Annotated in this window: 24 protein-coding genes and 1 pseudogene; 5 read left to right on the top strand and 20 right to left on the bottom strand. The window is 54.1% G+C overall.

Annotation, left to right across the window (positions count from 1 at the left end):
* Positions 1 to 640: 640 nt before the first annotated feature.
* Positions 641 to 1,300 carry an alpha/beta hydrolase gene (locus GF617_RS22305; RefSeq protein ID WP_309228322.1) on the bottom strand — a complete coding sequence of 220 codons (660 nt, stop codon included), beginning with the start codon at positions 1,298 to 1,300 and terminating at the stop codon, positions 641 to 643.
* Between the two features lie 367 nt (positions 1,301 to 1,667).
* On the opposite strand from GF617_RS22305, the gene GF617_RS22300 reads away from it, so the two are divergent.
* On the top strand, positions 1,668 to 4,289 hold the full coding sequence (locus GF617_RS22300) for an autotransporter domain-containing protein (protein ID WP_203452470.1): 2,622 nt from the start codon (positions 1,668 to 1,670) through the stop codon (positions 4,287 to 4,289).
* Between the two features lie 65 nt (positions 4,290 to 4,354).
* Here the strand turns inward: GF617_RS22300 and cobT are convergent, their stop codons facing one another.
* The 10 genes from cobT to gss all read right to left on the bottom strand — a co-directional run bounded on the left by cobT (position 4,355) and on the right by gss (position 13,880).
* Positions 4,355 to 5,404 (bottom strand): nicotinate-nucleotide--dimethylbenzimidazole phosphoribosyltransferase, encoded by a 1,050-nt coding sequence (gene cobT, locus GF617_RS22295; RefSeq protein ID WP_203452469.1) that lies wholly within the window; start codon positions 5,402 to 5,404, stop codon positions 4,355 to 4,357.
* Positions 5,404 to 6,021, bottom strand: a complete 618-nt coding sequence (gene cobC / locus GF617_RS22290; protein ID WP_181620775.1) for an alpha-ribazole phosphatase — start codon at positions 6,019 to 6,021, stop codon at positions 5,404 to 5,406. Before cobC ends, cobT begins: the two co-directional genes overlap by 1 nt.
* Positions 6,022 to 6,024: 3 nt before the next feature.
* Entirely contained in the window at positions 6,025 to 6,783 is a 759-nt protein-coding gene (gene cobS, locus GF617_RS22285; protein WP_181620776.1) for an adenosylcobinamide-GDP ribazoletransferase, read from the bottom strand.
* The gene (gene cobU / locus GF617_RS22280) at positions 6,774 to 7,325 is read right to left on the bottom strand and encodes a bifunctional adenosylcobinamide kinase/adenosylcobinamide-phosphate guanylyltransferase (protein WP_181620777.1); all 552 of its coding nucleotides are present in this window, start codon (positions 7,323 to 7,325) and stop codon (positions 6,774 to 6,776) included. Before cobU ends, cobS begins: the two co-directional genes overlap by 10 nt.
* Positions 7,322 to 8,839, bottom strand: a complete 1,518-nt coding sequence (locus GF617_RS22275; protein WP_181620778.1) for a cobyric acid synthase — start codon at positions 8,837 to 8,839, stop codon at positions 7,322 to 7,324. Before GF617_RS22275 ends, cobU begins: the two co-directional genes overlap by 4 nt.
* Positions 8,840 to 8,871: 32 nt before the next feature.
* Positions 8,872 to 9,501 (bottom strand): NrsF family protein, encoded by a 630-nt coding sequence (locus GF617_RS22270; protein WP_203452468.1) that lies wholly within the window; start codon positions 9,499 to 9,501, stop codon positions 8,872 to 8,874.
* A complete protein-coding gene (locus GF617_RS22265; protein ID WP_181620780.1) occupies positions 9,488 to 10,045 on the bottom strand; it encodes a sigma-70 family RNA polymerase sigma factor in 558 nt (185 codons plus the stop codon). Before GF617_RS22265 ends, GF617_RS22270 begins: the two co-directional genes overlap by 14 nt.
* A gap of 21 nt (positions 10,046 to 10,066) precedes the next feature.
* A complete protein-coding gene (locus GF617_RS22260; RefSeq protein WP_203452467.1) occupies positions 10,067 to 11,302 on the bottom strand; it encodes a protein-disulfide reductase DsbD in 1,236 nt (411 codons plus the stop codon).
* Between the two features lie 23 nt (positions 11,303 to 11,325).
* Positions 11,326 to 11,877 (bottom strand): peroxiredoxin, encoded by a 552-nt coding sequence (locus GF617_RS22255; protein ID WP_181620782.1) that lies wholly within the window; start codon positions 11,875 to 11,877, stop codon positions 11,326 to 11,328.
* Positions 11,878 to 12,017: 140 nt separating this feature from the next.
* Positions 12,018 to 13,880, bottom strand: coding sequence for a bifunctional glutathionylspermidine amidase/synthase (gene gss / locus GF617_RS22250; RefSeq protein ID WP_203452466.1), 1,863 nt, complete (start codon positions 13,878 to 13,880; stop codon positions 12,018 to 12,020).
* Between the two features lie 160 nt (positions 13,881 to 14,040).
* Here gss and GF617_RS22245 point away from each other — a divergent pair, with 160 nt between their 5' ends.
* Positions 14,041 to 14,589, top strand: a complete 549-nt coding sequence (locus GF617_RS22245) for a thioredoxin domain-containing protein (protein WP_181620784.1) — start codon at positions 14,041 to 14,043, stop codon at positions 14,587 to 14,589.
* Positions 14,590 to 14,652: 63 nt separating this feature from the next.
* Here GF617_RS22245 and GF617_RS22240 read toward each other — a convergent pair whose 3' ends face one another.
* The 5 genes from GF617_RS22240 to GF617_RS22220 are packed head-to-tail and all read right to left on the bottom strand — an operon-like array spanning position 14,653 to position 20,052.
* Positions 14,653 to 15,630 (bottom strand): ABC transporter ATP-binding protein, encoded by a 978-nt coding sequence (locus tag GF617_RS22240; RefSeq protein WP_181620785.1) that lies wholly within the window; start codon positions 15,628 to 15,630, stop codon positions 14,653 to 14,655.
* Complete coding sequence (locus GF617_RS22235) at positions 15,627 to 16,604, bottom strand: ABC transporter ATP-binding protein (RefSeq protein WP_181620786.1); 978 nt, start codon at positions 16,602 to 16,604, stop codon at positions 15,627 to 15,629. The genes GF617_RS22240 and GF617_RS22235 overlap by 4 nt, the downstream gene beginning before the upstream one ends.
* Entirely contained in the window at positions 16,597 to 17,442 is an 846-nt protein-coding gene (locus tag GF617_RS22230) for an ABC transporter permease (protein WP_181620787.1), read from the bottom strand. Before GF617_RS22230 ends, GF617_RS22235 begins: the two co-directional genes overlap by 8 nt.
* A gap of 6 nt (positions 17,443 to 17,448) precedes the next feature.
* Positions 17,449 to 18,402 carry an ABC transporter permease gene (locus GF617_RS22225; protein ID WP_181620788.1) on the bottom strand — a complete coding sequence of 318 codons (954 nt, stop codon included), beginning with the start codon at positions 18,400 to 18,402 and terminating at the stop codon, positions 17,449 to 17,451.
* Between the two features lie 60 nt (positions 18,403 to 18,462).
* A complete protein-coding gene (locus tag GF617_RS22220) occupies positions 18,463 to 20,052 on the bottom strand; it encodes an ABC transporter substrate-binding protein (RefSeq protein WP_203452465.1) in 1,590 nt (529 codons plus the stop codon).
* A 245-nt stretch (positions 20,053 to 20,297) separates the two neighbouring features.
* On the opposite strand from GF617_RS22220, the gene yghU reads away from it, so the two are divergent.
* Entirely contained in the window at positions 20,298 to 21,164 is an 867-nt protein-coding gene (gene yghU / locus GF617_RS22215) for a glutathione-dependent disulfide-bond oxidoreductase (RefSeq protein WP_181620790.1), read from the top strand.
* Between the two features lie 343 nt (positions 21,165 to 21,507).
* On the opposite strand, the gene GF617_RS22210 is transcribed toward yghU, so the two are convergent.
* Both GF617_RS22210 and GF617_RS22205 read right to left on the bottom strand, forming a co-directional pair.
* Positions 21,508 to 22,179, bottom strand: coding sequence for a molybdate ABC transporter substrate-binding protein (locus GF617_RS22210; protein WP_181620791.1), 672 nt, complete (start codon positions 22,177 to 22,179; stop codon positions 21,508 to 21,510).
* Positions 22,179 to 23,231, bottom strand: coding sequence for an ABC transporter substrate-binding protein (locus GF617_RS22205; protein WP_203452464.1), 1,053 nt, complete (start codon positions 23,229 to 23,231; stop codon positions 22,179 to 22,181). Before GF617_RS22205 ends, GF617_RS22210 begins: the two co-directional genes overlap by 1 nt.
* A gap of 164 nt (positions 23,232 to 23,395) precedes the next feature.
* Here GF617_RS22205 and GF617_RS22200 point away from each other — a divergent pair, with 164 nt between their 5' ends.
* Together GF617_RS22200 and GF617_RS22195 are read left to right on the top strand one after the other, a co-directional pair.
* On the top strand, positions 23,396 to 23,728 hold the full coding sequence (locus GF617_RS22200) for a glycine zipper domain-containing protein (protein WP_203452463.1): 333 nt from the start codon (positions 23,396 to 23,398) through the stop codon (positions 23,726 to 23,728).
* 181 nt (positions 23,729 to 23,909) lie between these two features.
* Positions 23,910 to 24,893, top strand: coding sequence for a sensor domain-containing diguanylate cyclase (locus tag GF617_RS22195; protein ID WP_181620794.1), 984 nt, complete (start codon positions 23,910 to 23,912; stop codon positions 24,891 to 24,893).
* A 3-nt stretch (positions 24,894 to 24,896) separates the two neighbouring features.
* Here GF617_RS22195 and GF617_RS22190 read toward each other — a convergent pair whose 3' ends face one another.
* Positions 24,897 to 25,184 (bottom strand): DUF2623 family protein, encoded by a 288-nt coding sequence (locus GF617_RS22190; RefSeq protein WP_181620795.1) that lies wholly within the window; start codon positions 25,182 to 25,184, stop codon positions 24,897 to 24,899.
* Between the two features lie 102 nt (positions 25,185 to 25,286).
* Positions 25,287 to 26,810 (bottom strand): annotated as a pseudogene (locus GF617_RS22185) (methyl-accepting chemotaxis protein); the annotation flags it as partial.
* Positions 26,811 to 26,886 lie beyond the last annotated feature (76 nt).

Genomic DNA, 26,886 nt, shown 5'->3' with positions numbered 1-26,886 from the left:
CAACCGACTATTAATTCTTGAGTTTTAAAATCTGCGCGAGACCATTTTGAACACAGGGTTATACAGTATTATTTACTTACATTTCTACATAAATCGAACATGCTTATTGGTGAAAACGGGTGTAGTCCCTGAGAGAAAAATTAATTACTGGCGTAGTACTTCATTGGTTGAAAATGAGAATAACAAACACGTACTGGCCGATATTACTTGTCACGAAAAAGGGCAGGAGAATATTACAATTAGTTGTTTTATATATGAATTAAGTTAAATGCATTGATAGTAACAATATTTCAACCCAACTCCCCGGTCAAAACAGCGTTCTCCTCAACAGAGGTGAATAGCGCATAAACAGTTTAAAAAAGAGAGACAATCCCGTGTTTCTGATTCAATTCCGAACCCTGCACACCGTTTAAAACATGCCAAAAAGGCAAATATTTGCAATTAGGCAAAATTACAATCTGGTTTTTTCCATGACACCTTCTGTACGTTGAGTATCAAATATCTGATATTCCACTTCCGCGGGTGGCCCCGGGGAACACAACACCCTCAGTTTATCAATGGCCTATTGCTCTTTGCTGGCGATAGAGAGCGGGAAAACGCAATGCCGTTATCCCCTCCCATGCCTTGCCCACATAGTCCGTCAACATACAGGCAACCCTTTCCCCAGTAATCGTGGCCAAATGGCAGCCCAGTCTGAACCGTGTGTCATATCACCCACGACCTCAGCCTGCACACAACGTCCGCCCACGGCCTGTTGAAAACGGCGGGCAACCTCCGGTGAAACCGTCTCATCTCGCTCCCCGCTAAAGTGAATTTGCGGCATCAGGCGCAGTGAAGAGGCTGAATCTATCGCGTTTAACGCACCGGGCATCGGCGTGACGTGGTGCTGCGCATTCACATAAGCCACATCAAGATTGCCGGCGACCGTTCGTAGAGAATGCACATCCTTGCGACGAGCAGCCAGTAATGCCGCAATATTACCGCCACCTGAATATCCCACGAGATCAAGCTGTACGCCGGGATAGCGTTGTACAAACTGATTGAGAACATCGTTCATTGCCTTCACGATCTCTGGCGCAAAGCGATCGCTCGTCCACTCGTTTACGCGGCAACTGGCGGGTAACGGCGTGATGAACTGACACGGACGCGCAAGATAAAGCACGTTCGCATTCGCATCAGCAGCAGCAAGTTTCAACCCTGTTGGATTATTAGGCGTCGGGTCATTTGACGGTTGTGTGCGGCTCTTCCAGGCAAAACCATCCCCCTCGATGTAAACATGCAAGGCAGTAACCGGAGGCATTATTCGGCTCCAGGTCGCTATTAAAAATGGTGGGGCCTGAATGTTTTCTCTGATCAGACCAGCATGCCGGGCGATCCCTTCCGCTTCCTCGCGACGAGTGTCCGATGCACACCCTGAAAATAAAAAAGATAAGCTAATCAATATAGCGACTAAAAATATATTACGCCGGGTTCGCAAGGCTCTTTCCACCTTAAGTTAAATTAATATCATTACAAAAAACAGGCATTTATTTCTTCAATAAATAATTAATCAAAGCTTATTGTTTTCTGCAACAGAATGTATATTCTGCGCCAGAACGATATCGGATTAATCCGAAGATTATACCACCTGCATTATTACAACATTCGCAACTTTGTGACGGTTAATCATGGAAAAAAAACGTCTTAGCCAGCTGATCTCTCTGCTGGTCGCTACAATGGCAGTACAGGGGCTGCTGTCTACTCAGGCTTTTGCCGTATCTGATTTTATTATCGACGATGCGCAAAACAGCAGAACGATCACCGGTTCGGCTCCACTGGTTCATATCACCGAAACCGGCTCCGTGACCGCGGTTCAGGACTCCGCACTGACTGTGGATTCAGGTGCGACGATCACGACCCTGAACAATGACGGTACAATTACCGGCTACCACGCGATTAATAACCTGGGCACAATCGAGAATTTAACAAACGCAGGCACGATCACCTCAAACATAAATAATATTAACTCGCTCCCGGAGGAATCAGGGGCAATTTATAATAGCGGCACGATTGGTATATTGCACAATATCGGCACACTTAAAACTGAGAACAATAACGGTTTTGGCAATGCAGGTATTCTCAACCGTGGCACAATTCATAGCATTATTAATGATGGACAAATTAACAGCAATGTGTTCGGCATTAATAACCAGGGCGCAATTGATACCATTGAGAACAATGGTCAAATCACGGCTGATGTCTTCGGGATCCTGAACAACAGCAATAATAATGCCGTTATTAGTACCATCACCAATAACGGTGGGATCTCGGCCAGCAACTTTGGTATCTACTTTGTCAGTTTCAACAACCAGAACGCAACAACGACCATCGTTAACAATGGTGAGCTAAGTGGCGGTATATATGCCCTGTATGTCCAGGCCAATAATATCCTTAACCTTAACGCCAATACAGACGTTACCCTGATCAATACCAATCTGATCAAAGGTGATATTTATACGAATAGCAGCACGCCATTAAAAATCAACGGCGGGACACTCACTACCGGGGTTCTGACGGGTCAGAATGGCATTGGCACACTGACCAGCGCCAACGCTGACGTTATCTTCGGAACCGGCTCCCTGCTGTTGAACGACAATGTGGTTGTCCCGAATGGAACTGTGCAAAACAGTGCGGCCTCACTCCAGGTAAACAGCCCGGTCCAGATCACGGGGAATTACCACCAGAACGCTGCCGCAACCCTGGTTTCTGGCGTATCTGACTTAGCAATCTCAAACGGTAGTATCGCCTCTGATGCAGGGTATGGTCGCCTGAATGTCACGGGTAATGCCATTGTGGATGCAGGTTCTCACGTCAATCTGCTGCGCACCGGCACGACATACAAATTCGCCGAAGGTCAGCGTTATGTGGTGATTAGCGCGGCAGGCGCCAGTACCGATTATCACGCCGATAAGCTGAACTATAAAGCCGTTGGCTATCGCGGCGCGGTAAACGGCTCTGTCTACGAAGACGGGGCTAACAAGGCTCTGGTCTTAACGCTTGGCGCAGCACCGTCAACCACTACGCCAATCGTCACTCAGCCTACAGCGCCTGGCATATTGATACCATCACAACCCGCAGAGCCCTCTCAGCCCGCGCCAGTGGCGAGGGCCGGATGGGCAACCACCCCAACCGCTACCGCGGCACTTGGCGGGCTGTCAAACTACTCGGGTATTGCGTCACCGCAACTGTTGAACCTCTTTAACGCGTCGTTAGCGCTCGAAGGTAAACAAGAAGCTAACCGCGTTGGTGAAAGCTTGTCTCCTGCCCAGAATATCAACACCAGCACCGCGGCAACCGTAGCGACATCAACCGCGCAGTCGGTGGTTGGGGCGCACATTGATGCTGTTCGCAACCCCGCCAGCTCTGGCACAAGTGGGGTGGCAACGGGTGATGATTACAGCAGTAACTGGATCGTCTGGGGCCAGCCGTTTGGCGGCTATGCACGCCAGGACAGCAGCAGTGATGTCAGCGGCTATACCGCGAAATTTGGTGGCCTGATCCTCGGTGCTGACCGCTCGCTGAATGACGACTGGCGCATGGGTGCTGCGGTCAACTACAGCAACACCTCGGTACACGGGAAAGACAGCCTGAGCGGCAATACCTCCACTGCGGATAACTACGGCGTCATTGGCTATGCAGGTTACACTGGCAATCCGTGGTATCTGAACCTGTCAGCAGGCCTCAACCGCCAGAACTATGACTCTGTTCGCCGCGCTGATTTCACCGGCTTCTCCGGGACGGCAAAAGGTAAGTTCAATGGGCAGTCAGTGACGTTGCAAACTGAGTTTGGCTATCCATTTACCCTGCCTGCCAGCGTAGTGCTGACGCCACTGGCCAGCCTGACTTATGGCTATCAGCATGTTGATGGTTACAAAGAGTCGGGCGGAAACGGTATGGCGCTGGATGTCGGCAGCACACACTCGCAGTCTGTTGTCAGCGATATGGGGGCTCGCATTGAGAAAACCTTTGTGACCGGAATTGGCAACCTGACACCATTTGCACAAGTGTCCTGGCTCCATCAGTACGATAACCGTCAGGTGAGCAGTCGTGCCTCGTATGCAGCAGACACTGTTGGAGAAACCAGCTTTATCACCAAAGGCGCTTCGCCGGTAAAAGATATGGCGGGTGTGGCTATCGGGAGCACGCTGTATGAAGCGGATGCACTGAGCTTCGACGCGCGTTATGACTTGCAGGCAGGCGATCGCTACCAGGCTCACACCTTCAGCTTACGCTTACGTAAAATGTTCTAAGCGGTATTGATGAAAAACGGGGCCATCGTTGCCCCGTTTTTTATTTACTCTCCGGCCTCCGGCATTCAGGCTTTTAAACTGATCCCTGTCTCTGCCAGTACACCCATCTGGCTGTACATAGCGCATGCCGCACTGACGATGGACATCGCCATTGCCGCCCCACTTCCTTCGCCCAGGCGCAAATCCAGGTAGAGATACGGTGTTAGGCCCAGGTGCTCCAGCGCCCGTTGCGACCCTTTCTCCGCCGAGAAATGCGACGGGATACAATAGTGTTTGGCTTCAGGGGCTATCTGGCACGCCGCTATTGCCGCGGCATAGGAGAGAAAACCGTCCAGCACAACGGGTAAGCCGCACGCTGCAGCGCCTAAGATCACGCCCGTCATCCCCACCAGGTCATACCCTCCCACCTTCGCCAGGACGTCGACCGCATCGGCTGCATCAGGTTGATTGACGCGGATCGCCTGGCGGACGATGCCCTCTTTATGCTGCAATTTATCGTGAGGCAGATTCGCGCCAATCCCGACCACCTCGTGCGGATCACAGCCGCTTAATACGCTGATGATCGCCGATGCTGGAGTAGTGTTCGCCATCCCCAGCTCCCCCGTACCAAAGACAGAAATACCGTCATCCGCACGTTTTTTTACCAGACGGGCCGCCGCCAGCAGCAGGTGTTCAGCCTCTTCGCGCGACATCGCCGGCCCCTGCGCGATATTCCCACTTCCCCTGCTCACTTTCAGGCTCAGCATGTTCTCAATCTGCTCACCGTCGATGCCAATATCCACCGGCAACACCGACGTCTGGTTCGTTTTTGCGAGGGCACATACGCCAGAAATGCCTTTCTGCATATTGAGCGCCTGCAGGTAGGTCACCACTTTCGGGCTTACCGTCACACCTTCGTCATACACGCCATGATCGGCACACATCACGATAATCTCTTTATTCAGTGACTCAAGCTGAAACAGCCCCGGCATCCCGGCAAGCTGGATAGCCAGTGTCTCGAGGCGTCCCAAGCTGTTAAGCGGTTTAACCAGCCCATCAATATGTTTCGCCGCGACAGTCTGTTTATGTTCGTCCAGGGGACGGATCGCGGCCACCAGCGTCTGCATTGTTTCCATTATTGTTCTTCTCTCTCTTCAGCCTGAAATACGCTTCTGTCATTAAAACTGCGCAGCACCATAAACCCGCCACGATTGTCGACCCTCGTCCAGGCATCCTGCTTAAACGGAAAATGCCACATAGCTTCGAGCGGCATGTTCAGCCATGTCGCCAGCAGCAGGCTCAGAACCCCCTGATGCGCCACAATCAGGACGTCGCCAGGTTCCTGTAAATTCAGCAGCTCGTGCGCAACCTCTTTTACCCGTTCGGCAAACCGGGGAAACGGCTCACCGTCTCCTGGCGTGGCGTTTTGCCAGTCATCGAGCCAGTCCTGCCACGCTTGCGGCGTGCTTTCAGCGATCGTGCTGTAGTGGCACATTTCCCAGGAACCAAAGTCCAGCTCATTCAACCGCGCATCAGGCTGAAAAACACCCTCAGGAGCAATCAGCCGCGCGGTGTGCTGCGCACGCTGAAGCTGGCTTACCAGAATACGGTTAAACGTAAGCTCAGCCAGATACCCGCCAATCCGCGTACTTTGCTCAATCCCTTTTTCGGTCAACGGCAAATCCGTACTGCCGTAAAACAGGCCGCTTTCATTGGCGGCAGTTTGCCCGTGACGAACCAAAAATAAGCGCATGGTTTACACCCACAGTAAGGCAAGCAAAAACACAATTTCACCGCACTCTTCCAGCGCCCCCAGGGTATCCCCTGTCTGTCCGCCTAACCGGTTGCGCAGGTAACGCACCATGCCAAATATCACCAGGAAACAGACCAGAAATGCCGCCAGTCCATGCAACCCCGCAATCAGCCAGACAGCAGCCACGCCAATCCCGAGCGTCATCGCCGCCTCACGGAAGGTGATTTGACCAATGAATAAATTACCCAACCCCTCAACGTCGCGGGCATAACGCTGGCCATACATCCCCAGCACCAGTACGGAACGTCCCGCTATCGGGGCGCACATCAGCAGTGAAAACAGTGCCGTCGCCGGAAGGTGCGACAGCCCAATCACCGCGAAGGTCTTGATCAGCAAGCAGAAGATTAGCGCCAGCCCACCAAATGTCCCAAGACGACTGTCCTTCATGATCTCAAGCATGCGCTCGCGCGTCCGGGCGGAAAAAATACCGTCACAGGTATCCGCAAGCCCATCCAGATGAAACCCACCCGTGAGCACAACCAGCGCCAGAACATAACCTATCGCGCCAATATATATTCCCCCGCCCGTCTGGCTCACAACGAGGGAAAGTACTGCCGCCAGTGCCCCCACCACCGCACCGATAACCGGGAAGAAGGTAATACCGCGCCCTAAATGACGAAAATCGACGCCATCGGTCCATTTTGCCGGAATGGGGATCCGGGTCATCAGGCGCATCGTTGCCCATAACATGTTTAAGCGCATTTTATTTTTACTCCAATCCCCGATACCACCAGCCACACGTCCTGTGCCGCTCTCGCCAGTTTTTGGTTCACGCGGCCTGAAATATCCACAAAATGGCGTGCCAGGCGATTCTCCGGGGTGATACTCATACCAAGTTCATTGGTTACAATAAAAATCGGCGCAGATGCCTGCTGACAGGCGGCGATTAGCGCATCAACCTGCTCATGCAAAGCGATCTCCAGCGCTGAAAAATCAAGCGTTTCTGGGTCTGCGCCCCCGGAAATATCATAGAGCAGGTTAGCAAGAAGAGTGGTCATACATTCGATCACCACGCCCTCTCCTGGCTGCACCTGATGAAGAATCACGTCGCCTACATCCCGATATCCTTCCCAGGTGCGCCAGTGTGCAGGACGCTGAGCGCGATGCCTGTCGATACGCAGAGCCATCTCTTCGTCCGTCACCGTTGAGGTCGCAATATACAAAACGCGTTCGCACTGCGTGGCGGCCAGCTGTTCTACATGTGCACTTTTTCCGCTGCGCGCACCGCCCGTGACTAAAATCATCCTGTTATCTCCTGATGGTCACGCATGATCTGGTAAATTCTTTCAATATCAATGTGTTCGCGCATGGCGTGAGACAGGAGATCAAACTGACGGTTCTTATAATCCGCATAACTCCCGCCATCGCCGAGGGCGGGCAACCCCTTACGTGTTCGCAGACTGTCGACGAACGCCCGCGTGAACCTGTCATTATCAAACAGCCCGTGCAGATAGGTTCCGAATACCTGCCCATCCTCGCTCATCGCGCCTTCAGCAACCTGTCCACCGTTTTTTTGCAGCACTAACACCGCATGATCGTCACCGCTTAACCACGTTTCACCCATATGGATCTCGTAACCCTGTATGCTCATGCCGGAAAGCGACGCCAGCCATCCGGGCAGCGACGCGGCCATTTCCCCGCGCACCTGTACGGTCGTTTTCACGGGTGCAAAACGTGTCGTGGTCGTGAGTAAGCCAAGCCCCGGCATTCTGCCCAGACCTGACTCAACCTCGTCAGTCAGGCTTTCGCCCAGCATCTGATACCCGCCACAAATGCCCATCACCGGTACGCCACGACGGTGGTGTTCCAGTACGCGTTGGGCGAACGCGGTCTCCCGGAGCCAGATAAGATCGCCAGGGGTATTTTTGCTGCCAGGCAGGATGATCAAGTCCGCATCGTGAAGCTGGTCCGGGTGGCTGACGTAGTGAACGCGCACGTCGGGTTGTGCAGAGAGCGCATTAAAATCGGTGAAATTAGCAATATGAGGAAGTTGCACAACGGCGATGTTGATATCGCGCTTTTGGGTCCGTTTTACGCGTTGTAATACAACGCCGTCCTCTTCTTCGAGGTCAATCTCCAGCCAGGGCATCACCCCCAGCACGGGCACACCAGTGAGGGATTCAATCTGCTCCAGGCCGGAGGAGAGTTGCGCCACGTCACCGCGAAACTTGTTAATGATGACGCCTTTCACCCGCCAGCGCTCATGATCCTGAAGTAACGCCAGCGTGCCGTAGATTGCGGCAAACACGCCACCACGATCGATATCGGCCACCAGAATAACCGGGCATTGCGCCATCCCGGCCATCCCCATGTTTGCGATATCCCGGTCACGCAGGTTGATCTCTGCCGGGCTTCCCGCCCCCTCCAGTACCAGGATGTCATACTCCTGCGCCAGGCTGTGGTAGACCGACGAAATTTGCGCCTGCAAATGCGGCTTGTAATCGTGATAACTGGCGGCATCCATATTGCAGGCCACCTGTCCCATCAGAACAACCTGAGCCTGGCGATCGCCACCCGGCTTCAGCAATACGGGATTCATCCTGACATCGGGCACGATACCTGCGGCTTCAGCCTGGAAAATTTGCGCCCGCCCCATCTCTTTGCCATCCGGAGTGATACCGGAATTCAGCGCCATGTTCTGGGATTTGAACGGCGCAGTCCGCCAGCCATCCTGATGGAAAATACGGCACAGCCCCGCGACAAGAACACTTTTGCCAACATCGGAAGCCGTCCCCTGCAGCATAATTGCCTGCGTCATCACATCTCCTGAGTTCCCTTACGGCAAGGCGCTCAGCTTATCACTACCAGCCTCCAGCCCAACACTATCGTTGCGCTCACGATGGTGATAACAGCGGCGAGATGCAGCAGGAAATCCATCGGATGGATATCAACTGGATGGCAAAAGTAGAGCAGCGTTAACGCCATACAAGCCACGCCCGCACCCGCGGCAGCAAGCGTCCGCAGCGGGTATAACGCCCTAGTGCGCCGCAAATAACCAATGACCAGCAGCATCATCGGGGTACTGACTGTCATCATGAAAGCGAAGCAGTTGGCCTCATCGGCAGCGTGAGCCTGAACCGGCGTGACGCCGAAACTGGACAATGCTCCCACCAGCCACAGCAGAATCAGCGGGACAAACCAGCGCCAGCCCAACGGCTTACGCCCGGCAATACTCAGCAAAAATGCATTTCTGATCGCCATGACGCCCATCACGAAGGTCAAAACCAGTTGCAACACGGCATGCCACGCCCCCGACACAGACCAGTCCGTGGCGACTCGCTGCACCAGCAGACTCCCCAGAACGCCGCAAGGCAGCGCCATCAGTATCCATGCCAGTACGCGCCAGCCGTCAGACCAGGGACGTTTGACCGGCCTCGCTTCGCGGCTGAGTTTCTCAATTAACCTGTCATGATCGACCATGATTCGCTCCCATGCGGCGAAGATTCGTTAATGCTCTGTGGAGTAATGATTTCACGGCAGCAATACTCAGATTGTGGCGCGCAGCAGCCTCTGCGAGGCTCATTTCCTGGAGGTGAATATGCTCCACAATTTGCCGCTGACGCGAAGGAAGTTGCGCTAATATCAGCGCCAGTTCTTCTTCCCGGTCCTGATGCTCTGTATTGTCTGGCACGGGCACAGCAAACGCATTCTCATCATCTGTCTCGCGCTGAAGAGAGCGCCCACGACGACGTAATGCATCAACGGTGCGGGCCTGTGCAATCGCCATTAACCACGGCAAAAATGGAAAGGCAGGATCGTAGGTATGGCGTACCCGATGCACCGTCAGCAGAACCTCCTGAATGACATCGTCAACCAGTACGTTATCGGCGATCTGCTTGCGGACAATCACCCGAATGGCGGGAACAATCGCCCGCAACAAACGCGTATAAGCATCACGATCACCCGCCTGAGCCAATGCCATCAGCGCGGGCCAGGCCTCACGCGGCGCGAGGCCGTTATCCATATTTCGCCACGACCCACTCCCTCATACTTTTTTACCGGACGCCTGATTCAGGGCGTTCACCACAATCGACGGGGTCAGGACCTGGGGCAGCACTTTTGGCGCACTGCCGTCCGCCGGATAGACCACATACAGCGGCAATCCCCCCTGCCCGAACGCATTCATCGCGTCGTCGATATCCGCATTAAACTTCGTCGAATCTGCAATCATATAAACCGTTCCGGTACGGGATATGGCCTGTTTTACCGCCTGCGTGGATAACGACGTTCGGTCGTTGACCTGGCAGGTAATGCACCAGGAGGCGGTAAAATTCACGAAAATAGCTTTGCCATGCCCGCGCATCTCCGCCACGGTCTGCGGCGACCATTTTACCTCTGTGATACTTTCCACACCCGGACTGTCCTGCGTCGACGGCTGGGTATGCATTACACCCGGTAACGGGGTGATAGCCGCCAGAAACAGCACCACCGTGACCGCCAGCAGGGCTTTATACGAATGACCAATCAGACGTCTGCGCTGAGCAATGCCATACAGCCAGGCGGTGAAGCTCACCACCACGGCGCAGGCCAGCATCGCCGCCAGCGCCGTGGTTCCCGCCTGCTGCGCCAGTACCCACACCAGCCAGGCAAAGGCGCCGAACATCGGGAATGCCAACCCTCGCTTGAGAATATCCATCCATGCGCCGGGCCGTGGCAGGCGTTGAGCAATAACCGGGAACAGCGAGATCAGCGTAAAGGGAGTGGCAAAACCGAGGGCCAGCGCCAGGAAAATCCCCAGCGACGCAATGGGCGGTTGTACCAGCGCATAGCCCACTGCACCCGCCATAAAGGGGGCGGAGCAAGGGGTGGCAACCACGATAGCCAGCGCCCCGGTTAACGCTGAGCGGAAAAATGCCCCGCGCCCGCCGACGTCAATCTCCCCGGCCCGCTGGAGAGTCAGCCCAACCTCAAACACGCCCAGCAGATTCAGGGCCGCACCTAAAATAATCAGCGCCAGGATGGCAATCACCAGCGGTGACTGAAGCTGGAATCCCCAGCCCACCGCCGTTCCCCCGGCACGCAATGCCAACAGCACAGCGGCCAGCGCCATCATGGTAAAAATGACGCCGAGTAAAAAGCCGACCCCTTCCGTCCGGGCACTGGTGCTGTTGCCCTGATGGCGCAAGATCCCCAGCGCTTTGAGTGAAATCACCGGGAAGACGCACGGCATAAAGTTGAGAATAATGCCGCCCACAAAGGCGGCAAGAATGGCTGTTAACATAGCGGCGAACCCCGACGGCTAAATTACGAGTGTGATTTCGCGTACTGTTTCACGGCATCCATCGTTTTCTGGATATGCGCATCCGGGTTACGGTCAGTGTAGCTCAGCAGGATTTTGCCATCGGGTGCGATGACAAATGAAGTCCGGTCGGAAACCGTTTTACCATTCATCTGCATCAGCGTTTCGTACTCTGCAGCCACTTTCGCACCAGGGTCGGCAGCCACTGCAAATTTATCCCTGCACTCCAGTTTCGAGAACTCGTCAACCTGGTCAACATTCCCGGCCGTCACGCCCACGACGGTCGCCCCCAGTTTTTTGAAATCATCCGTCGCTTCAGCAAAAGCATGAGCTTCCAGGGTGCAACCTTTGGTAAAGGCCGCCGGGAAAAAGTAGAGCACGACCGGCCCTTTTTGCAGCGCCTGCTGTAAGGAGAAGGTCAACGGCTTGCCGCCAAGCGCGCCCTGCAAACTGAAGTCCGGGGCTTTTGCCCCCGCTTCCAGCGCCGCGTTTGCGCTCATCGCAACTAATGAAAGACTCAATACAACGGCAGTAGACAAGGTTTTCAAACGTTTCATGGTCAGCTCCATCAGGGAAAAAACATGCTCTATGAATAATAGTTCGCACGCTAACCCCCGAAGGTTTCGCTCGCCCATAAAAAAACATCCGCAAGGGTCGCTTGCGGATGTCCGGGAAAGGAAAGGAAGACGAATGTGTATTACTTATCCTTCTCCACCATCAGTGGTTCGATATCGCTCTCTTTCTTCACCACCAGTGAATCATCCCCGCGCAGACAGGTCCCACCGTAGTTCCCACCGACGGTAAAGGTGCAAACCTGAATGTACTTGCCATCCACGTTGGGTAAACACCACAACTGCTGGTAGATATTTTTGCGATCGACAAATTTGCCGCTGGATTTATCCAGTAATTCATCCTGAGGGCTGATCAGATCGATATTACTGCCGCAGCGGCCCGCGATCGGTTTGACGGCGTAACCGGTTTTTTTCAGCAGCTCGTTAACCTCAAAGTCGGTATCCAGCAGATAACGGTGGTTCGGGAAGAGCTGCCACAGTACTGGCAGAATCGCTTTGTTACCGGGAATAACCGTCCACAGCGGTTCAAATACCAGCACTTCAGGGCGCAGCAGGACATCGATCAGCCGCACTTCGTTTTGCGGATGCCCCGTACGGATAGGGACGGCGGCATATTCCGTTTCACTCACCTCACGGATCTGCTCTATCGCGGTTTCCCACGCCCAGGTTTTCCACACGCAGTTCACATGGCGGCCTTCGTCATCAATTAACTGTCCGGCGGCATCCCAGCTTAGCGCCCCCAGGCCATGCAAAATTTTGGTCTCAAATCCGGCCTGCATAAGCGAACGCTGGATGAAGAGCGCGTGATAATCCTCTTCAACATCGTTGTCCTGCATGATGTGTACAAACGGACGGGCATGGCTGTGCTTCCACGCGCCGGTCAGTTCTTCCAGCAACCCTTCGGCCGGGTTATGGCCGGTTCCGCGATAGCCGTTTTTCACCCACTCTTCGAGGATCAATCCCCCCTCGGTATGACAGGATGCTGAATCTGCGTTGTACTCATATACCTTCAACCCACGTTCATCCATACAGAAATCCATACGACCGGTGATCATATGGTGGCGACGCCACTGCCAGGAGAGGCGCAGACGCGGCCAGAGGATTTTCGGGATATCGAAAAGCGCCAGTAAGTTATCGTCTTTCAACACCTTGTCCGTCGCATGCAGATACATCAGGTGCAGTTCGTTGGTCGCTTTGATCAGCTCCTGCTCAGCGCTTTCAGTAATGGTGAAATACTGGCAAGGATCTTTATTGATAACATGGCCGTTTGCACGAACATACGCCTGCTGGAGCGCGTCGTTCTCATTTAGCCATTTGCCGTCGAACTGACGTTTATTCTTCAGGCGTGCCCCGCCAATTTTCAGCAGTTCACCGTCGATTTGTGGCTGCGGCAGGCTGTGTTCGGTGTTGTCGGTCTGGATCATCCAGCCCAGAATGGTGGTATCCGGGAAGGTGTCATGGAGCGTATAGCAGCCATCTTCAACGGATAAACGCAGCTCGCGCGTCCACTGCTGACCGACAGGCAGCGGGGAGTGCAGTACGTTCTGCTCGGCAACACGGACTTTATCGCCCATCAGTTGGGTAATAACCGCCACGTGGCCGGTCTCATGAAATTCCCCGCCCTTCTGCCAGATAAGCAAGGCTCCGGCTTCCGGCGCACGTTTTGAACCGTTAGCAAATGCCTGTAATGGCAGAAGGTTGTCATTCACCACTTCACGCAGGAAACGGAGCGAGAAGATCTCCCACGCCATGCCGACATCGGTAAAAACGAAACCATAGTTGAGGAACAGGAAGCGGCGTGCGAACTCGACGCACTGCCATTTATGGCCCATGTATTCGTTGCCGATATAGCTACGAAACTCGGCATCTTCCGGGTAGTTCCGCGGATCGAGGCTGCCATAATTTGAAGAGTAAATCGCCACGCCACCCGGCGCATAACCTAACAACGTTCCAAATGGAGCGTCACTGCTTAACTTTGCTTTACGCATGGTTCCAACCCAAAACAGGCAGGCGGCAATATTATGAAGGTTGTCGTCGTCTGCACGTTGTAATTAACCTGACAGAGGTGGATTTATCATACACCTGCGTGGCAAATTATTCGCAGCAACAATAATCAAACGACGATAAATCACACCATCAGGAGTCAACATGAGCTTACAGGCGCAACAGCTTGAGTGGGGCCACGGCCCACATACCTTTGAGGTTTTCCTGGAACCTACCTGCCCTTTCTCGGTTAAGACATTCAATAAGTTAAACGCGTTTCTGGAACAGGCGGGTGAAGAGAACGTTACGGTTAAAATCCGTTTACAGTCCCAGCCCTGGCATCTGTTTTCCGGGGTTATTGTCCGCTGTATTCTGGCGGCATCAACATTACCGGATGGTAAAGCGGCGGCGCACAAGATCATGCAGGCAGTGGCCGATCATCGTGAAGAGTTTGAGTTTACCGACCACTGCAGCGGCCCAAATATGCAGGCGACACCGGAAGAAATTATCGCGCGGATTGAACGTTACAGCGGCGTGCAGGTGGCAGACGCGTTTGCTCGGCCGGCGCTGCAAACCGAGATCAAATGGCACTGCAAATACGCCCGCCAGAATGGTATTCACGTCTCTCCGACGTTTATGGTTAACGGTCTGGTGCAGGCGGATTTAGGCAGCGGTGATGACGTAGGCGTGTGGGTGAAACGGGTTCTGGGTTAGTTCGTTCCCAGAAGGTTCTCCTCATCCCAACCCTCTCCCTTAACAGGAGAGGGCATTGTCTGCTCACACTTTAAAAAGCCAACACGCCGCAAAGTGCCCCGGCGCGATCTCCTGCATTGCGGGCTCCTGCGTCTGGCAAACGGGCATAGCATGCGAGCAGCGGCTGCAAAACGTACAACCAGGGATAGCCGACATCGGGCCGGGGATCTCCCCCCGTAGCGTCGCCTGCTCAAGGTGACGAATGCGCGGATCAGGCTGCGGGATTGCCGCTAACAGCGCGCGCGTGTAAGGGTGCGCCGGGTGCTGGTACAACGTGTTCGCCGGGGCAACTTCCACCAGCTTCCCGAGATACATCACCCCGATACGGCTGGAAATATGACGCACCATCGACAGGTCGTGCGCGATAAACAGATAAGTCAGCCCCAGCTCCTGCTGAAGATCCTGCAAGATATTCACAACCTGCGCCTGGACAGACACATCGAGCGCCGAGAGCGGTTCATCGCACAGGACAAATTCAGGACGCACCGACAGCGCACGGGCAATGCTGATACGTTGACGCTGCCCGCCACTGAACTCATGCGGGAAGCGTTGCAAATGCTCTGGTTTTAACCCCACTTTATAGAGCAAGTTTTCCGTGCGTTCCCGCTGGGCCTCTCGGCTGTACCCGTGAATTTGCATCGGCTCAGCCACCAGTTGCTGAACGGTCATACCAGGGTTAAGAGAGGAGTACGGATCCTGGAAAATCGCCTGCATGCGTTTGCGTAGCGGCTTAAGCTGCTTTTCGCTGGCCTGCGCAATTTCCTGCCCATCAAAATGGATTTCGCCAGAGGTGATATCAAACAGCCTGAGCAGCGCGCGTCCGAGGGTAGATTTACCGCACCCCGATTCGCCCACCAGACCAAAGGTTTCACCACGCTGAATATCAAAGCTCACACCATCAACGGCTTTCACGGCCACGCCTTTACGCAGCAACCCACCGTTAACCGGATAATGTTTACGCAACTCCCGTACGCTCACTAATGGAGAGTGTTGCTCGCTCATGCCTGAACCTCCTTATCTGCCCATAACCAGCATGCGGAACGATGCCCTTCTTCCACGCGATAAAACGGAGGTTGCCGCTCACACTGCGGCATTCGTTTTGGGCAACGCTCGGCAAAGGGGCAACCCGGCGGTGGGTTAAGCAAGCCGGGCGGTGTGCCTTCAATCGGCGACAAACGGTGGTTCAGCTCTTCGGGGCGCGGCAATGACGCCAACAGCCCCTGGGTATACGGGTGAGCAGGCTGATAAAAAATATCCTCAACGCTGCCCTCCTCCATGACCAGCCCGCCATACATCACCACGACACGGCTGCACACCTGTGCAACCACACCTAAATCGTGGGTGATCAGCAAAATAGCGGTCTGGGTCTGCTGTTGCAGGCTTTTCAGTAAACGCAGGATCTGCGCCTGAATGGTCACGTCCAGCGCGGTTGTCGGTTCATCGGCGATCAACAGTTTAGGCTGACACGAAAGCGCAATGGCAATCATCACGCGCTGGCGCATCCCACCACTGAACTCATGGGGGTATTGTTCGAATCGACGCGCGGCATCCGAAATCCCAACCTGTTCCAGCATGGCAATGGCCGCTGATCTGGCCTCTTTCTTTGCCAGCCCTTTATTACGCACCAGGATCTCCGTCATCTGCTTGCCGATGGTGAGCACCGGGTTCAGGGCGGTCATTGGATCCTGAAAAATCATCGCAATATCGTTACCACGAATGGCACGCATTTGCTGCGGCGTTTTCTGCGCCAGATCGTCATTCTGAAAACGAATGCTGCCGCCGGTTATCCGTCCGTTGTTGCCAAGCAACTGAATAATGGACTTACAGGTGACACTTTTACCGCACCCGGATTCTCCCACAATGCCGACAAGCTCCCCTGGCTGTACATGAAAGCTCACACCTCGCACGGCATGAACATCGCCATCGCGCGTACGGAACGTGGTTTGCAGGTTCTGAAGTTCTAATAAGTTATTCATCGCGGTTCGCTCCTGGCTCAAAAGCCGTACGGAACACATCGCCCAGCACGTTAAAACTGAACACCGTCAGCAGAATCAAAATACCGGGGAACATCGCCAGCCAGGAGGCTTCGCCAATGTATGACTGTGCATTGTTGAGCATACTTCCCCACGATGCCGCAGGCGCTTGTACGCCAAGACCGAGGAAGCTGAGCGTCGATTCCATCAAAATGGCAGACGCGATATTGAGCGTGGCGGCGACAATAATGGTTGGAAGCACGCCGGGAATGATATGGCGCACAATGATACGCAGCGGGTGTTCACCCGACGCACGGGCGTAAAGCACATACTCACGCTCTTTCACCGACAGGGTTTCAGCCCGCACCAGGCGCGACATATTCATCCACGTCAGCAGACTGATGATCAGGATGATGTTATCCACGCCTGGCTTGAGGTAGGCATTCACCACCAGCAGCAGGAAAAACGCCGGGATCGCCATCAAAATATCAACCGCACGCATCATCAGATTATCGAGCCAGCCGCCGAAATAGCCGCTGACTGTCCCCACGATAGTGCCAATCAGCGTCGAAAAGAGCATCGCCAAAAAACCGACCATCAGGGAGATTTGCCCGCCGTAAAGGGCTCGGGTGAAGTAGTCCCGTCCGTATTCGTCCGTCCCAAACCAGTGCGCGCCGTCAGGCGGTAACGTGCGTGCGACCAGTGACATTTGATCGGGATCGTAAGGACTTAACCCCGCACAAAGCGCGGCAGCGACGAAAATAAAGAGTACCAGCAGGGAAAACTGCGCCGGACGATTGCGGCGCAACTGGTGGCGAACTTGTTGCCAGCGTCTGCTCATCCGGGGTTACCTCAGTGTACGAATGCGGGGATCGGCGAAGCGATAAAGCACGTCGGCGATCAGGTTGCCCACGATCAGCATCATCGATGAAAGCATGATGATCGCCATGATCAGCGGGTAATCCAGCGAGGTGATCGACTGGATCCCCAGCAAACCCATACCTGGCCAGGAGAAGACGCTTTCCGTCACATACGCGCCCACAACCAGTTCACCAAACGACAGTCCAAACAGCGTAATCACCGGTAGCAGCACGTTTTTCAGCACATGGCGGAACAGGATGCTGGAACGCGTTGCGCCATAGGCAAGCTGAGTTTGCACGTAGTCGGCAGAAAGCTGAGAGATCGTATTGGAGCGGATGTAGCGCACGTAGCTGGAGAGGTTATAAAAGGTCAGCGCGATGCACGGCAACACACCGTGACGCACTACATCCAGCCAGTTGTCATCCATGCCGATCGTGCGCATCCCCATACTGGGAAACCAGTTAAGCTGCACAGCAAACACGGTAATCAACAAAATCCCGAACCAGAAGATGGGTACGGAGATCCCGATATAGGCGAACAGATTCAGAATATGATCCAGCCAGCGATGCTTAAATGCGCCCGCCAGCAAGCCCAACGGGATCGCCAGAACGATCGCCATAAGCAGAGATGCGCCCATCAGCCCTAATGTGGCCGGAATGCGCTCACCAATCATCTCCAGTACCGGACGATGGTAAATCAGAGAGTAGCCCAGATCGCCCTGCAACACGTTTTTGAGCCACAGGGCGTATTGTGTCACCAGCGGCTTGTCCAGCCCCATGCTCTGGCGAATGCGCTCGATGTCTTCCGGAGCCATGCGCGGCGTAATGTAGGCCGCCACCGGATCACCTGGCGCGAGTTTGACCAGCAAAAACGCCACCAGCGAAATAAAGAAAAGCATCGGTAGCAGTTGCAGCAACCGACGCGTCAGTAATGTGTTCACGACAAGCCCTTACACGACTTACTCATACAAAAGCCCCGGCCAGATGACCGGGGCAATAGCTTATTTTTGGTAGATTTTTGACAGATCCTGGAACAGGTATACAGGCTTAGGTTCGGCTTCCTGCGTACCGCCAAAGCGTTTATCCACAGCAACAGTCGCGTTGGTATAAGCGATGGGGTAGTAAGTCATCTCATTGGCGACGGTTTGCTGAATTTGCTTATAAATTTCAGCACGTTTCGCGTTGTCAGTTTCAATCGCACCTTTGTCCCACAAGGCGTCGAACTGCGGGTTCTTATAGTGCGCGTAGTTGTAGGCTTCGTTGCTCATAAACAGCGATTTATAGCCGTCTGGCTCAGCGCCCATAATGTAACCCCCGAGATTAAGCTCCCACGCAGTGTTGTTCATATCCAGGCTGCGCTGAGACATGGCGTTGGAATCCAGCGGCATCAGCTCGATGTTGACCCCTATGCCCTTCAGTTGCTGCTGAATATAAAGCGCCATGCTCTCCTGAGTTTTGTTGGTGTTCACATAGGCCAGGCGCAGCTTCAGGTTCGCCGGCGCGCCGGAGGCTTTCAGCAGATCTTTGGCTTTCTGCTGGTTGAAAGCGTACTGCTCAACGTCGTTAGTCTGATACAGGGTATCCGGCGTCAGGAATGACGTTGCCGGTTTAGCGTAATCCAGCGAGGTGAATGCCGTCTGGGTCAGCTCATCTTTATTGATGGCGTAGGCAATCGCCTGACGTAGCTCTTTGCTTTTCATGACCGGAACGTTCTGGTTAAACGTCATGTAAGCCAGACGCCCTTCCGGATAGACCACAAAGTCGAACTTGCCGGTGTTTTTCAGGCGCGTGACGTCCTGCGGGTCAACCATCTTCAGGTTGATCTCGCCGTTTTGCAGCGCCAGGTTTGCCGCATTGCTGTCTTTGGCTAAACGGTAGGTCACGGAATCGAGCTTCGCTTTCCCGTTCCAGTAATCATCAAAGCGGGTCAGCGCATAGTACTGCCCGGCCCGGTACTCTTTAAACCTGAACGGCCCGGAACCCACTGGCGCATCGTTTTTAGTGCTCTTTTCCAGGTCGCTTTCACCGGCAAAGATGTGCTGCGGGATCGGGTAAATTTGTACCAGCGTTCCGGTAAATGCGGCACTCACCTGCGGCAACGTGAATTTCACGGTACGGTCGTCCACTTTACTCACTTCTACCGGTTTTCCACCGTAAGTGAACATACTGCGGAAGAAGCTATGCTGTTTGGCATCGAGCAATTTATTAAAGGTGAAGACCACATCGTCAGCCGTCAGAGGCTGACCATCCTGCCATTTCAGATTCGGTTTTAACGTCAGGGTGTAGCTCAGGTTATCCGCCGAGGGCGTCAGGCTTTCAGCCAGACCCCATTCGATTTTGCCGTCGTTAAAACTGTAGAGAGGAGCATAAAGCGCCTGCATGATCGTCAGGGTCGTGCGGTCACTGGCGTACAGTGGGTTAACCGCTAACGGGTCGCCTGAGGTAATGCCGATGATCAGAGACCCCCCCTCTTTCGGCGCATCGTTTTTCGCGGCTGGCGCATTTGCCGTCTCTTTATTTTTCGCATCATCACAGCCTGCCAGACCTAACGCGAGCGATACTACAACTGCCGATAACAGAAGCTTACGCATCTCACTAACTCCTTGCCCGATAAAGTTTTATTACTACTACGTTGTCTTTATATCTGAGCATCATATGCAGCTTTGCGTGAATCCGCATTAATAATGAAAATGCGATTTTCGATTAAGCTTATACCGAATTTGATATATATAAGCGCCAGAAGGAATAGCCGCGACGCTATTGCGCTCACAACGTTAAAGGGTTCACAGATCTCCTGCTACACTGCCTCAACACATCACTCAAAAGGCAGACCAACATGTCCGACAACACCTACCAGCCACCAAAAGTGTGGGAATGGAAACAGAACAACGGCGGCGCGTTCGCCAACATCAACCGCCCGGTTTCCGGCGCAACCCATGAGAAAGAGTTGCCTGTTGGCACGCATCCCCTTCAGCTTTATTCCCTGGGGACACCCAACGGTCAGAAAGTCACCATTATGCTGGAAGAGCTTCTGGCACTGGGAGTGACAGGGGCTGAGTACGATGCGTGGTTGATTCGTATCGGTGAAGGCGATCAGTTCTCCAGCGGTTTTGTTGACGTGAACCCGAACTCGAAAATTCCGGCACTGCGCGACCATTCAACAACCCCGCCAACACGCGTATTTGAATCCGGCAACATTCTGCTCTACCTCGCGGAGAAATTTGGTCACTTCCTGCCAAAAGATCCGGCGGGCCGTACCGAAACCCTGAACTGGCTGTTCTGGCTGCAAGGCTCCGCGCCATTCCTCGGCGGAGGTTTTGGTCACTTCTATAACTATGCGCCAGTGAAGATTGAGTATGCGATCGACCGCTTTACGATGGAGTCTAAGCGTCTGCTGGATGTGCTGGATAAACAGCTGGCACGCGGGCGTTATGTCGCAGGTGAAGAGTACACTATTGCGGATATCGCAATTTGGCCATGGTTCGGCAACGTTGTTCTTGGCAACGTGTATAACGCTGCCGAGTTCCTGGACGCAGAGAAGTACACCAACGTCCTGCGTTGGGCGCAGGATGTCGCCCATCGCCCGGCGGTGAAACGAGGTCGTATCGTTAACCGGACCTTCGGTGAGCCGAGCGAGCAGTTACATGAACGCCATGCGGCAAGTGACTTCGATACGCATACCGAGGATAAGCGTCAGGGCTAATGTACAGACAGTGCCCTCTCCTCACGGGAAGGGCCAGGAGTGAGGGGGAACATGCTGCGTCAGTGGTCATTCCGTTCACCTTACGTTCCATGCATCTCTGTCACCACATAAGTCGTGAACGTGCCAGGGTGGCTCAATCGCCATTCTGGCAACCCAGGCTCCCGGCGGAAATCCGCCGCTACGCGGTTCCTTCGGCTTTTCCTTGCACCTCGCCCCGGCCTACAGGAAACGCCTCAGCGATTTTCAGCCGGACCAGGGCATCGCGGTAATGCTTTTGTTCTATTAAGCTTCTGGTAAGAAAATTCGAGAGTCGCACTCAGCAAAATCGCAACGCTTTGCAGGATCACCCTCCAAACCCCGCATCACGTAATATCTTTTTTGCCTTTTCCGACTGTAAAAAATCCGCCAGCCTTTGCGCCCGGGGCGTGATAAGCGCGAATGCATACTCCGCATGCGGGTTAAACGGCGCGGGGATCGGCACGATCGTCAGCCCGTCAATCTGCCGTAGTTTGCCTGCATAACTGGCATAACCAATGAACAGATCCGCCTGGCCACTGTGAATGATCCATTCTGCGGCCAGTTTTCCCGCCGGAACAGGAGCAGATTCTCGCCCACCAACCAGCGCCTGAGCGCGGTTACGGGCAGCGTCCCCCGCGTTACCCATACGATCAAACAACACCTGGGTGTAATCCCCGGAAGGATCGGCCCCAGCCGTGGAGGTGGCGATCCGAATGTCGTCACGGGTGAGGAGCGAAAGCCAGTCGTCACCTGCACGCAACACATCACTGCGCACGGTCAGGCACAATGTATTGCGGGTAAATGGCACAACAGCCAAAGCATCGAGTGCCTGCGGGTGAGCAAGATTAGCTGAGGCAAACAGATCACAAGGTTCACCGGCTTCAATACGTTCTCGTAACAAGCCAGCAGGGCCGAATACGGTTTCAACCGGTTCAGGAAAATTCGCCATGAGCTGCGGCCATACGCCCCGTAAACTGCCTGCCGCCAGCACGCGCATCAGTCAATGCCCTGGTAGTTTGTGCGGTAGAAACGTTGATACCAGTCATTCGCCACTTTATGCATATCAACGTCCTTAAATTTCTCCGGGTAAAGCTTTTTCGCCATCCACAGCTCACCGATACCCATCGCTTCCGGCATTGGGTAGCCCCAGGCTTTAGCGTAATCCGGCATCAGATAAACACGGTGATTTTTTACCGCGTCGATCACCTGCCACTGCGAGCCGGAATTAACCTCCCCGACGACAGAAGGATAACGATCCTGCACAAAGATCACCTGAGGATTCCAGGCGATCACTTGCTCCATCGCCACGGTTTTGAAACCCCGAATGGTGGCAGCAGCCACGTTCACTGCACCTGCGTGCGCCATCATTAATCCGGTGTATTTACCTGAACCGTAGGTGGTGAGTTCCGGGTTGGCCATGTAGGCGCGAACGCGCTTATCAGCGGGGATATCTTTCAGACGGTCACTGACCATCTTGCGCCCCTTGTCGGTGGCCTCGATCAGCGCTTTGGCTTCAGGTTGTTTATTGACGATCTCACCAATCAGCGTGATCCCCTCGCGCAACCCGAGATCGTATGCCTGCTCTTCGTCGGCCATGGTTGGGTTCAGTTTGGCTTTTTCGCCTGCGGCGTCGTGACGCAGGGAGATGGCGACCACGGGAATGCCGAGGCTGCTGATTTTATCGATCATCTCCTGCGGTGCATAGTTGGTGACAAAGACCACCTGGGGCTTTAGCGCCACCAGTTTTTCCGGGTCGACATGGGTGAGATCGCCCAGCGCCGCTTTCTGATTCAGCTCCGGTGCAAGACGCGCATAGCCGTCACCCAACTGCTGTTTCCAGTTCGCCATCACACCGACGATTTTGTCCGTGGCGTTCATTTGCACCAGCAAGTTCAACGTCTGATGCTGGAGCACAACGACGCGGTCCACTTCATCAGGGATCGTGACGGTGCGACCAATCTGGTCCGTTATCTGGCGAGATGCCTGAGATGATAACGGGAGAAAAATCAGTACGCTAAATGCTACTGCCTGCCAAAAGCGCTGTTTCATAATGTCCTCACATTTTCGTTATGCAAATCATTATACAGCGATGGGTAATTGAAGTCGTGGTGTGCTTTGGGGGTAGGTTTACAGGGCATTATTAGCCTATCGGGTATTCAGATGCACTGGCAGACTGCCCCCCAATGTTTGATTGATCACTACAAGGAACCGTTATGAAATACCTCAAAGTCACCCTTCTTTTCACCGCGCTTATCGTTTCTTCTTCCGGTATGGCGATGGATAAGACCGCTGCCGGGGCAGTTGCGGGAGCGACTATCGGCGCGATTACAGGCAAAGATGTGAAATCCACCGTTGGCGGCGCGGTCGTTGGTGCGGGTACGGGGGCAATGTTCAAAAATGGCGATAAAGGAAAAGCAGCACGTAAAGGCGGTCCGATTGGCGCTGCCGTTGGTGCAGGTGCTGCCGCGGTTACCGGCAAAAGCGTGTTAAAAGGTGCAGCAGTTGGAGCAGGTTCTGGTGCATTGATTGGTGAAGTGACGCACTAACGCTTCAGGCCGGGTTTTCCCCGGCCAGGAGTATCGGCTAAAAGCCCCGAAAAGACGGCTTTCCCCCGGTAAAAACGCTATTTTCACGCCTTATCGCAAATCACTCTCTTTTTTCAACATCGTATTTACAACGACCCACTAAACTGGCAAGAATCACACTTATTTTCTTAAGAAAATTCTCATGTCAGAACAGGCGCTGAAACAGCAGATCCAGAATCTGAAAAAGCATAATGCCCGGCTTGCCAGGCTGGCGCGTGACGCCCGTAGTAAGCTCAGCGCAGCCCTGGACGGTACGGGCTTGTGCCTGTGGCAGCTCGACGTACCAACGGGAAAGTTGATTATCTATAACCGTCGCTGGGGCTCTATGCTCGGTTATCAGCCGAAAGAGCTGAGCGCACAGTTTGAAGTCTGGCGCGATCATTTGCACCCTGATGACAGGCAGATGGTGCTGAATGCTTTCTACGATCACCTGCATGGTAAAACCCCTTTTTATGAAGCACTGCACCGGATGCAGCATAAAAACGGCAAAATCACCTGGGTACTGGACCGGGGTCGCGTCAGTGAATGGGATGAACACGGAACCCCCCTTAAGGTGACCGGAACCCATATTGATATGACCAAAGAGAAGCAGTACGAAGAGCAACTCGCCATGCTGGCCAACCACGACCCGCTAACCGGGCTTGCCAACCGTCACGCCTTAGTCAAACATTTCGAGGCATTAAAAAATTCAGGGGCGCTCTGCGTGGCATTTATTGACCTGGATGATTTCAAAACGGTGAACGATACTTTTGGGCATCGTAGCGGCGATGAACTGTTAATTCAGCTCAGCCATCGGTTACGCGAAAGCTGCCCGCAAGGGAGTATCGTCGGTCGTCTGGGTGGCGATGAGTTCGTGCTCTTGTTACCTTTCCCGCTCTCCAGTCTGCTGGTGAATAGCGCAGCGCACAGTTGCCTGCGGGCAGCACTGATGCCCTTCGAACTGGATAACGGGCAAGCGCGGGTGGGCGCCTCGATTGGGATTGATGAGGTGCAGTGGCAGGATGATTTTGTCAATGCACTCAGGCGCGCCGATCAGTCGATGTACCAGATTAAACACACCGGGAAAAACGGTGTGGCGATTGGTTCAACGCTGATCTCTATTTCCCGCACCGGAACAGATGACTGAAACTTACCCTTCCAGACGGTAGCCCGCCATAAAATAACGCAGCGCAGCACTAGAGTGACTTTCCCGGAAGAAGTCCATCACCATGTCTCTGTCCAGCCCGTAACGGCGGGTTAAAATACCGGCTTCCCACGCGCTAAGTTGCCGATCGCCGGTCTTCTCAAACATGCGGTGCGAAAAACCCAGCACAAATCCGCGCTTATAATCGGAACAGAAATGCGCCACATTTTTCGCGGTATCAGCCTGCACTGCGTGCATCCCCGCCATCAGTCCTTTACCAAAATGGTTTTCCATCGTTATGCCCCCAATCGCTATATAGTAAATTGTATAGCGATATTTTGAGCGGTGGCTAGTGCTATTTAAGGCCGCACAAGGCGGCCTTTAGAGGAGGGAAATTTAGAAGGAGACCCAGTCGTCCGGCGCACCTGCCGTTTTGACACGGGCTGGCGTCTTGAGGGGCGTTGCGGCTACCACACTTTGAGGCTCTTGTGCAGAAAGACGGAATTTTTGCACTGAACGCTGCAACTCCTCCGTCTGACGTTCCAGGGCTGACGCCGCGGCAGAAACCTGCTCCACCAGCGAGGCGTTCTGCTGGGTGACGCCGTCCATCTGGCTAATCGCCACACCGACCTGCGAAATGCCTTTGCTCTGCTCTTCGGATGCCGACGCAATCTGCTTCATGATGGTCGTCACTTCGGTGACAGCCCGCAGAATCGCTTCCATGGTCGTGCCCGTGTCACTCACCAGCTTAGCGCCCTCTTCCACCCGGTTAACAGAATCAGCAATCAGCCCTTCGATCTCTTTTGCCGCATTCGCACTGCGGCTCGCCAGATTCCGGACTTCACCGGCCACCACGGCGAAACCGCGACCCTGTTCACCGGCTCGTGCCGCTTCTACTGCAGCGTTGAGTGCCAGGATGTTGGTCTGGAAAGCAATGCTGTTAATGACGGTGGTGATTTCCGCAATTTTCTTCGAGCTGCCGGAGATACCGCTCATAGTGGTGACAACGTCGTCCACCAGTGAGCCACCACGACTGGCGGTTGTTGAAGCGACATCTGCCAACTGGCTTGCCTGACGGGCGCTTTCAGCATTCAGTTTCACCGTTGCCGTCAGTTGCTCCATGCTGGCGGCGGTCTCTTCCAGCGCTGCGGCCTGCTCTTCGGTTCGCGAAGAGAGATCGTTGTTACCGCTCGAAATCTCCGTCGCACCGCGCCAGATATTTTCGCTACCGGAACGGATCGTGCTAACGGCTTCGCGCAGGCTATCCTGCATCGCACTTAACAGCGGTACGAGCTGTCCCACGCAGTTGCGACCAAAAGGTACAATCGGCTGGCTGAGATCGCCCTGCGCAATATTGCGGAAGTGTTCACGAATACGGTCAAGCGGTTTTACCAGCATTGCGACCAGATAACGGTCGGTGAACAGCAGGATCAGCAGACCAACAATGGTGGCTGTGATAATGACCGTCCGGGTCATGCTGGTCAGGCTGTCAACCACCACGCGGGTGCTGTCGAGCGTATTCCCTGCTGCGGTATTGAAGCTTTCAGCTGCAGCGCCAAACGCACGGCTCAGTGGAGGCGTCACGTTATTAGCTTGCTGGCGATATCCCTCAAGTGAGCCTTGTTGCGCTTGCTGCATCTGAGGTGTAATTCCCTGTTCGAGCAACGCCTGCCAGCTACTAATCACCTGTGCGGACACCTGCTCATCCATAGGACCTGGAGAGATGGACTTCATCTGTTCCAGTTTCTTACTCATGTTATCCAGCGCCTGCTGGGCCGAAGCCAAATCCGGCGTGCCGCCTGCCGCTTTGGCCTCCATCGCGCGACTCAGACGCGTAACAAAACGAAAATACTGATCGTTACCCTGGCTCAATATCGTCATCTGTTGAACCAGTTGTCTGTCAACCTCGTTACCGTCTGTTGAATCGCCACGGGTTTAACAGACACCTCAGAGTCATTTAAGATGACTTAAAGAGAGGTGCCCATGAGCGGTAAGC

This window comes from Lelliottia sp. RWM.1 (assembly GCF_016859735.1).
Taxonomy (GTDB): Bacteria; Pseudomonadota; Gammaproteobacteria; order Enterobacterales; family Enterobacteriaceae; genus Enterobacter.
Note: the sequence above shows the minus strand (reverse complement) of the source record. Positions and strands in the feature narration are given on the sequence as shown.

Bases quoted from the DNA above. Each gene is read 5' to 3' on its own strand.
- GF617_RS22205 (WP_203452464.1), bottom strand. From the start codon at position 23,231: ATGAAACAGCGCTTTTGGCAGGCAGTAGCATTTAGCGTACTGATTTTT.
- cobU (WP_181620777.1), bottom strand. From the start codon at position 7,325: ATGATTTTAGTCACGGGCGGTGCGCGCAGCGGAAAAAGTGCACATGTA.
- GF617_RS22190 (WP_181620795.1), bottom strand. From the start codon at position 25,184: ATGGAAAACCATTTTGGTAAAGGACTGATGGCGGGGATGCACGCAGTG.
- GF617_RS22210 (WP_181620791.1), bottom strand. From the start codon at position 22,179: ATGCGCGTGCTGGCGGCAGGCAGTTTACGGGGCGTATGGCCGCAGCTC.
- GF617_RS22260 (WP_203452467.1), bottom strand. From the start codon at position 11,302: ATGTTAACAGCCATTCTTGCCGCCTTTGTGGGCGGCATTATTCTCAAC.
- cobC (WP_181620775.1), bottom strand. From the start codon at position 6,021: ATGCGCTTATTTTTGGTTCGTCACGGGCAAACTGCCGCCAATGAAAGC.
- cobS (WP_181620776.1), bottom strand. From the start codon at position 6,783: ATGCGCTTAAACATGTTATGGGCAACGATGCGCCTGATGACCCGGATC.
- GF617_RS22230 (WP_181620787.1), bottom strand. From the start codon at position 17,442: ATGAGCAGACGCTGGCAACAAGTTCGCCACCAGTTGCGCCGCAATCGT.
- GF617_RS22305 (WP_309228322.1), bottom strand. From the start codon at position 1,300: ATGCCTCCGGTTACTGCCTTGCATGTTTACATCGAGGGGGATGGTTTT.
- GF617_RS22270 (WP_203452468.1), bottom strand. From the start codon at position 9,501: ATGGTCGATCATGACAGGTTAATTGAGAAACTCAGCCGCGAAGCGAGG.
- cobT (WP_203452469.1), bottom strand. From the start codon at position 5,404: ATGGAAACAATGCAGACGCTGGTGGCCGCGATCCGTCCCCTGGACGAA.
- yghU (WP_181620790.1), top strand. From the start codon at position 20,298: ATGTCCGACAACACCTACCAGCCACCAAAAGTGTGGGAATGGAAACAG.
- GF617_RS22265 (WP_181620780.1), bottom strand. From the start codon at position 10,045: ATGGATAACGGCCTCGCGCCGCGTGAGGCCTGGCCCGCGCTGATGGCA.
- GF617_RS22195 (WP_181620794.1), top strand. From the start codon at position 23,910: ATGTCAGAACAGGCGCTGAAACAGCAGATCCAGAATCTGAAAAAGCAT.
- GF617_RS22240 (WP_181620785.1), bottom strand. From the start codon at position 15,630: ATGAGCGAGCAACACTCTCCATTAGTGAGCGTACGGGAGTTGCGTAAA.
- GF617_RS22275 (WP_181620778.1), bottom strand. From the start codon at position 8,839: ATGACGCAGGCAATTATGCTGCAGGGGACGGCTTCCGATGTTGGCAAA.
- GF617_RS22245 (WP_181620784.1), top strand. From the start codon at position 14,041: ATGAGCTTACAGGCGCAACAGCTTGAGTGGGGCCACGGCCCACATACC.
- GF617_RS22255 (WP_181620782.1), bottom strand. From the start codon at position 11,877: ATGAAACGTTTGAAAACCTTGTCTACTGCCGTTGTATTGAGTCTTTCA.
- GF617_RS22200 (WP_203452463.1), top strand. From the start codon at position 23,396: ATGAAATACCTCAAAGTCACCCTTCTTTTCACCGCGCTTATCGTTTCT.
- GF617_RS22235 (WP_181620786.1), bottom strand. From the start codon at position 16,604: ATGAATAACTTATTAGAACTTCAGAACCTGCAAACCACGTTCCGTACG.
- GF617_RS22220 (WP_203452465.1), bottom strand. From the start codon at position 20,052: ATGCGTAAGCTTCTGTTATCGGCAGTTGTAGTATCGCTCGCGTTAGGT.
- GF617_RS22300 (WP_203452470.1), top strand. From the start codon at position 1,668: ATGGAAAAAAAACGTCTTAGCCAGCTGATCTCTCTGCTGGTCGCTACA.
- gss (WP_203452466.1), bottom strand. From the start codon at position 13,880: ATGCGTAAAGCAAAGTTAAGCAGTGACGCTCCATTTGGAACGTTGTTA.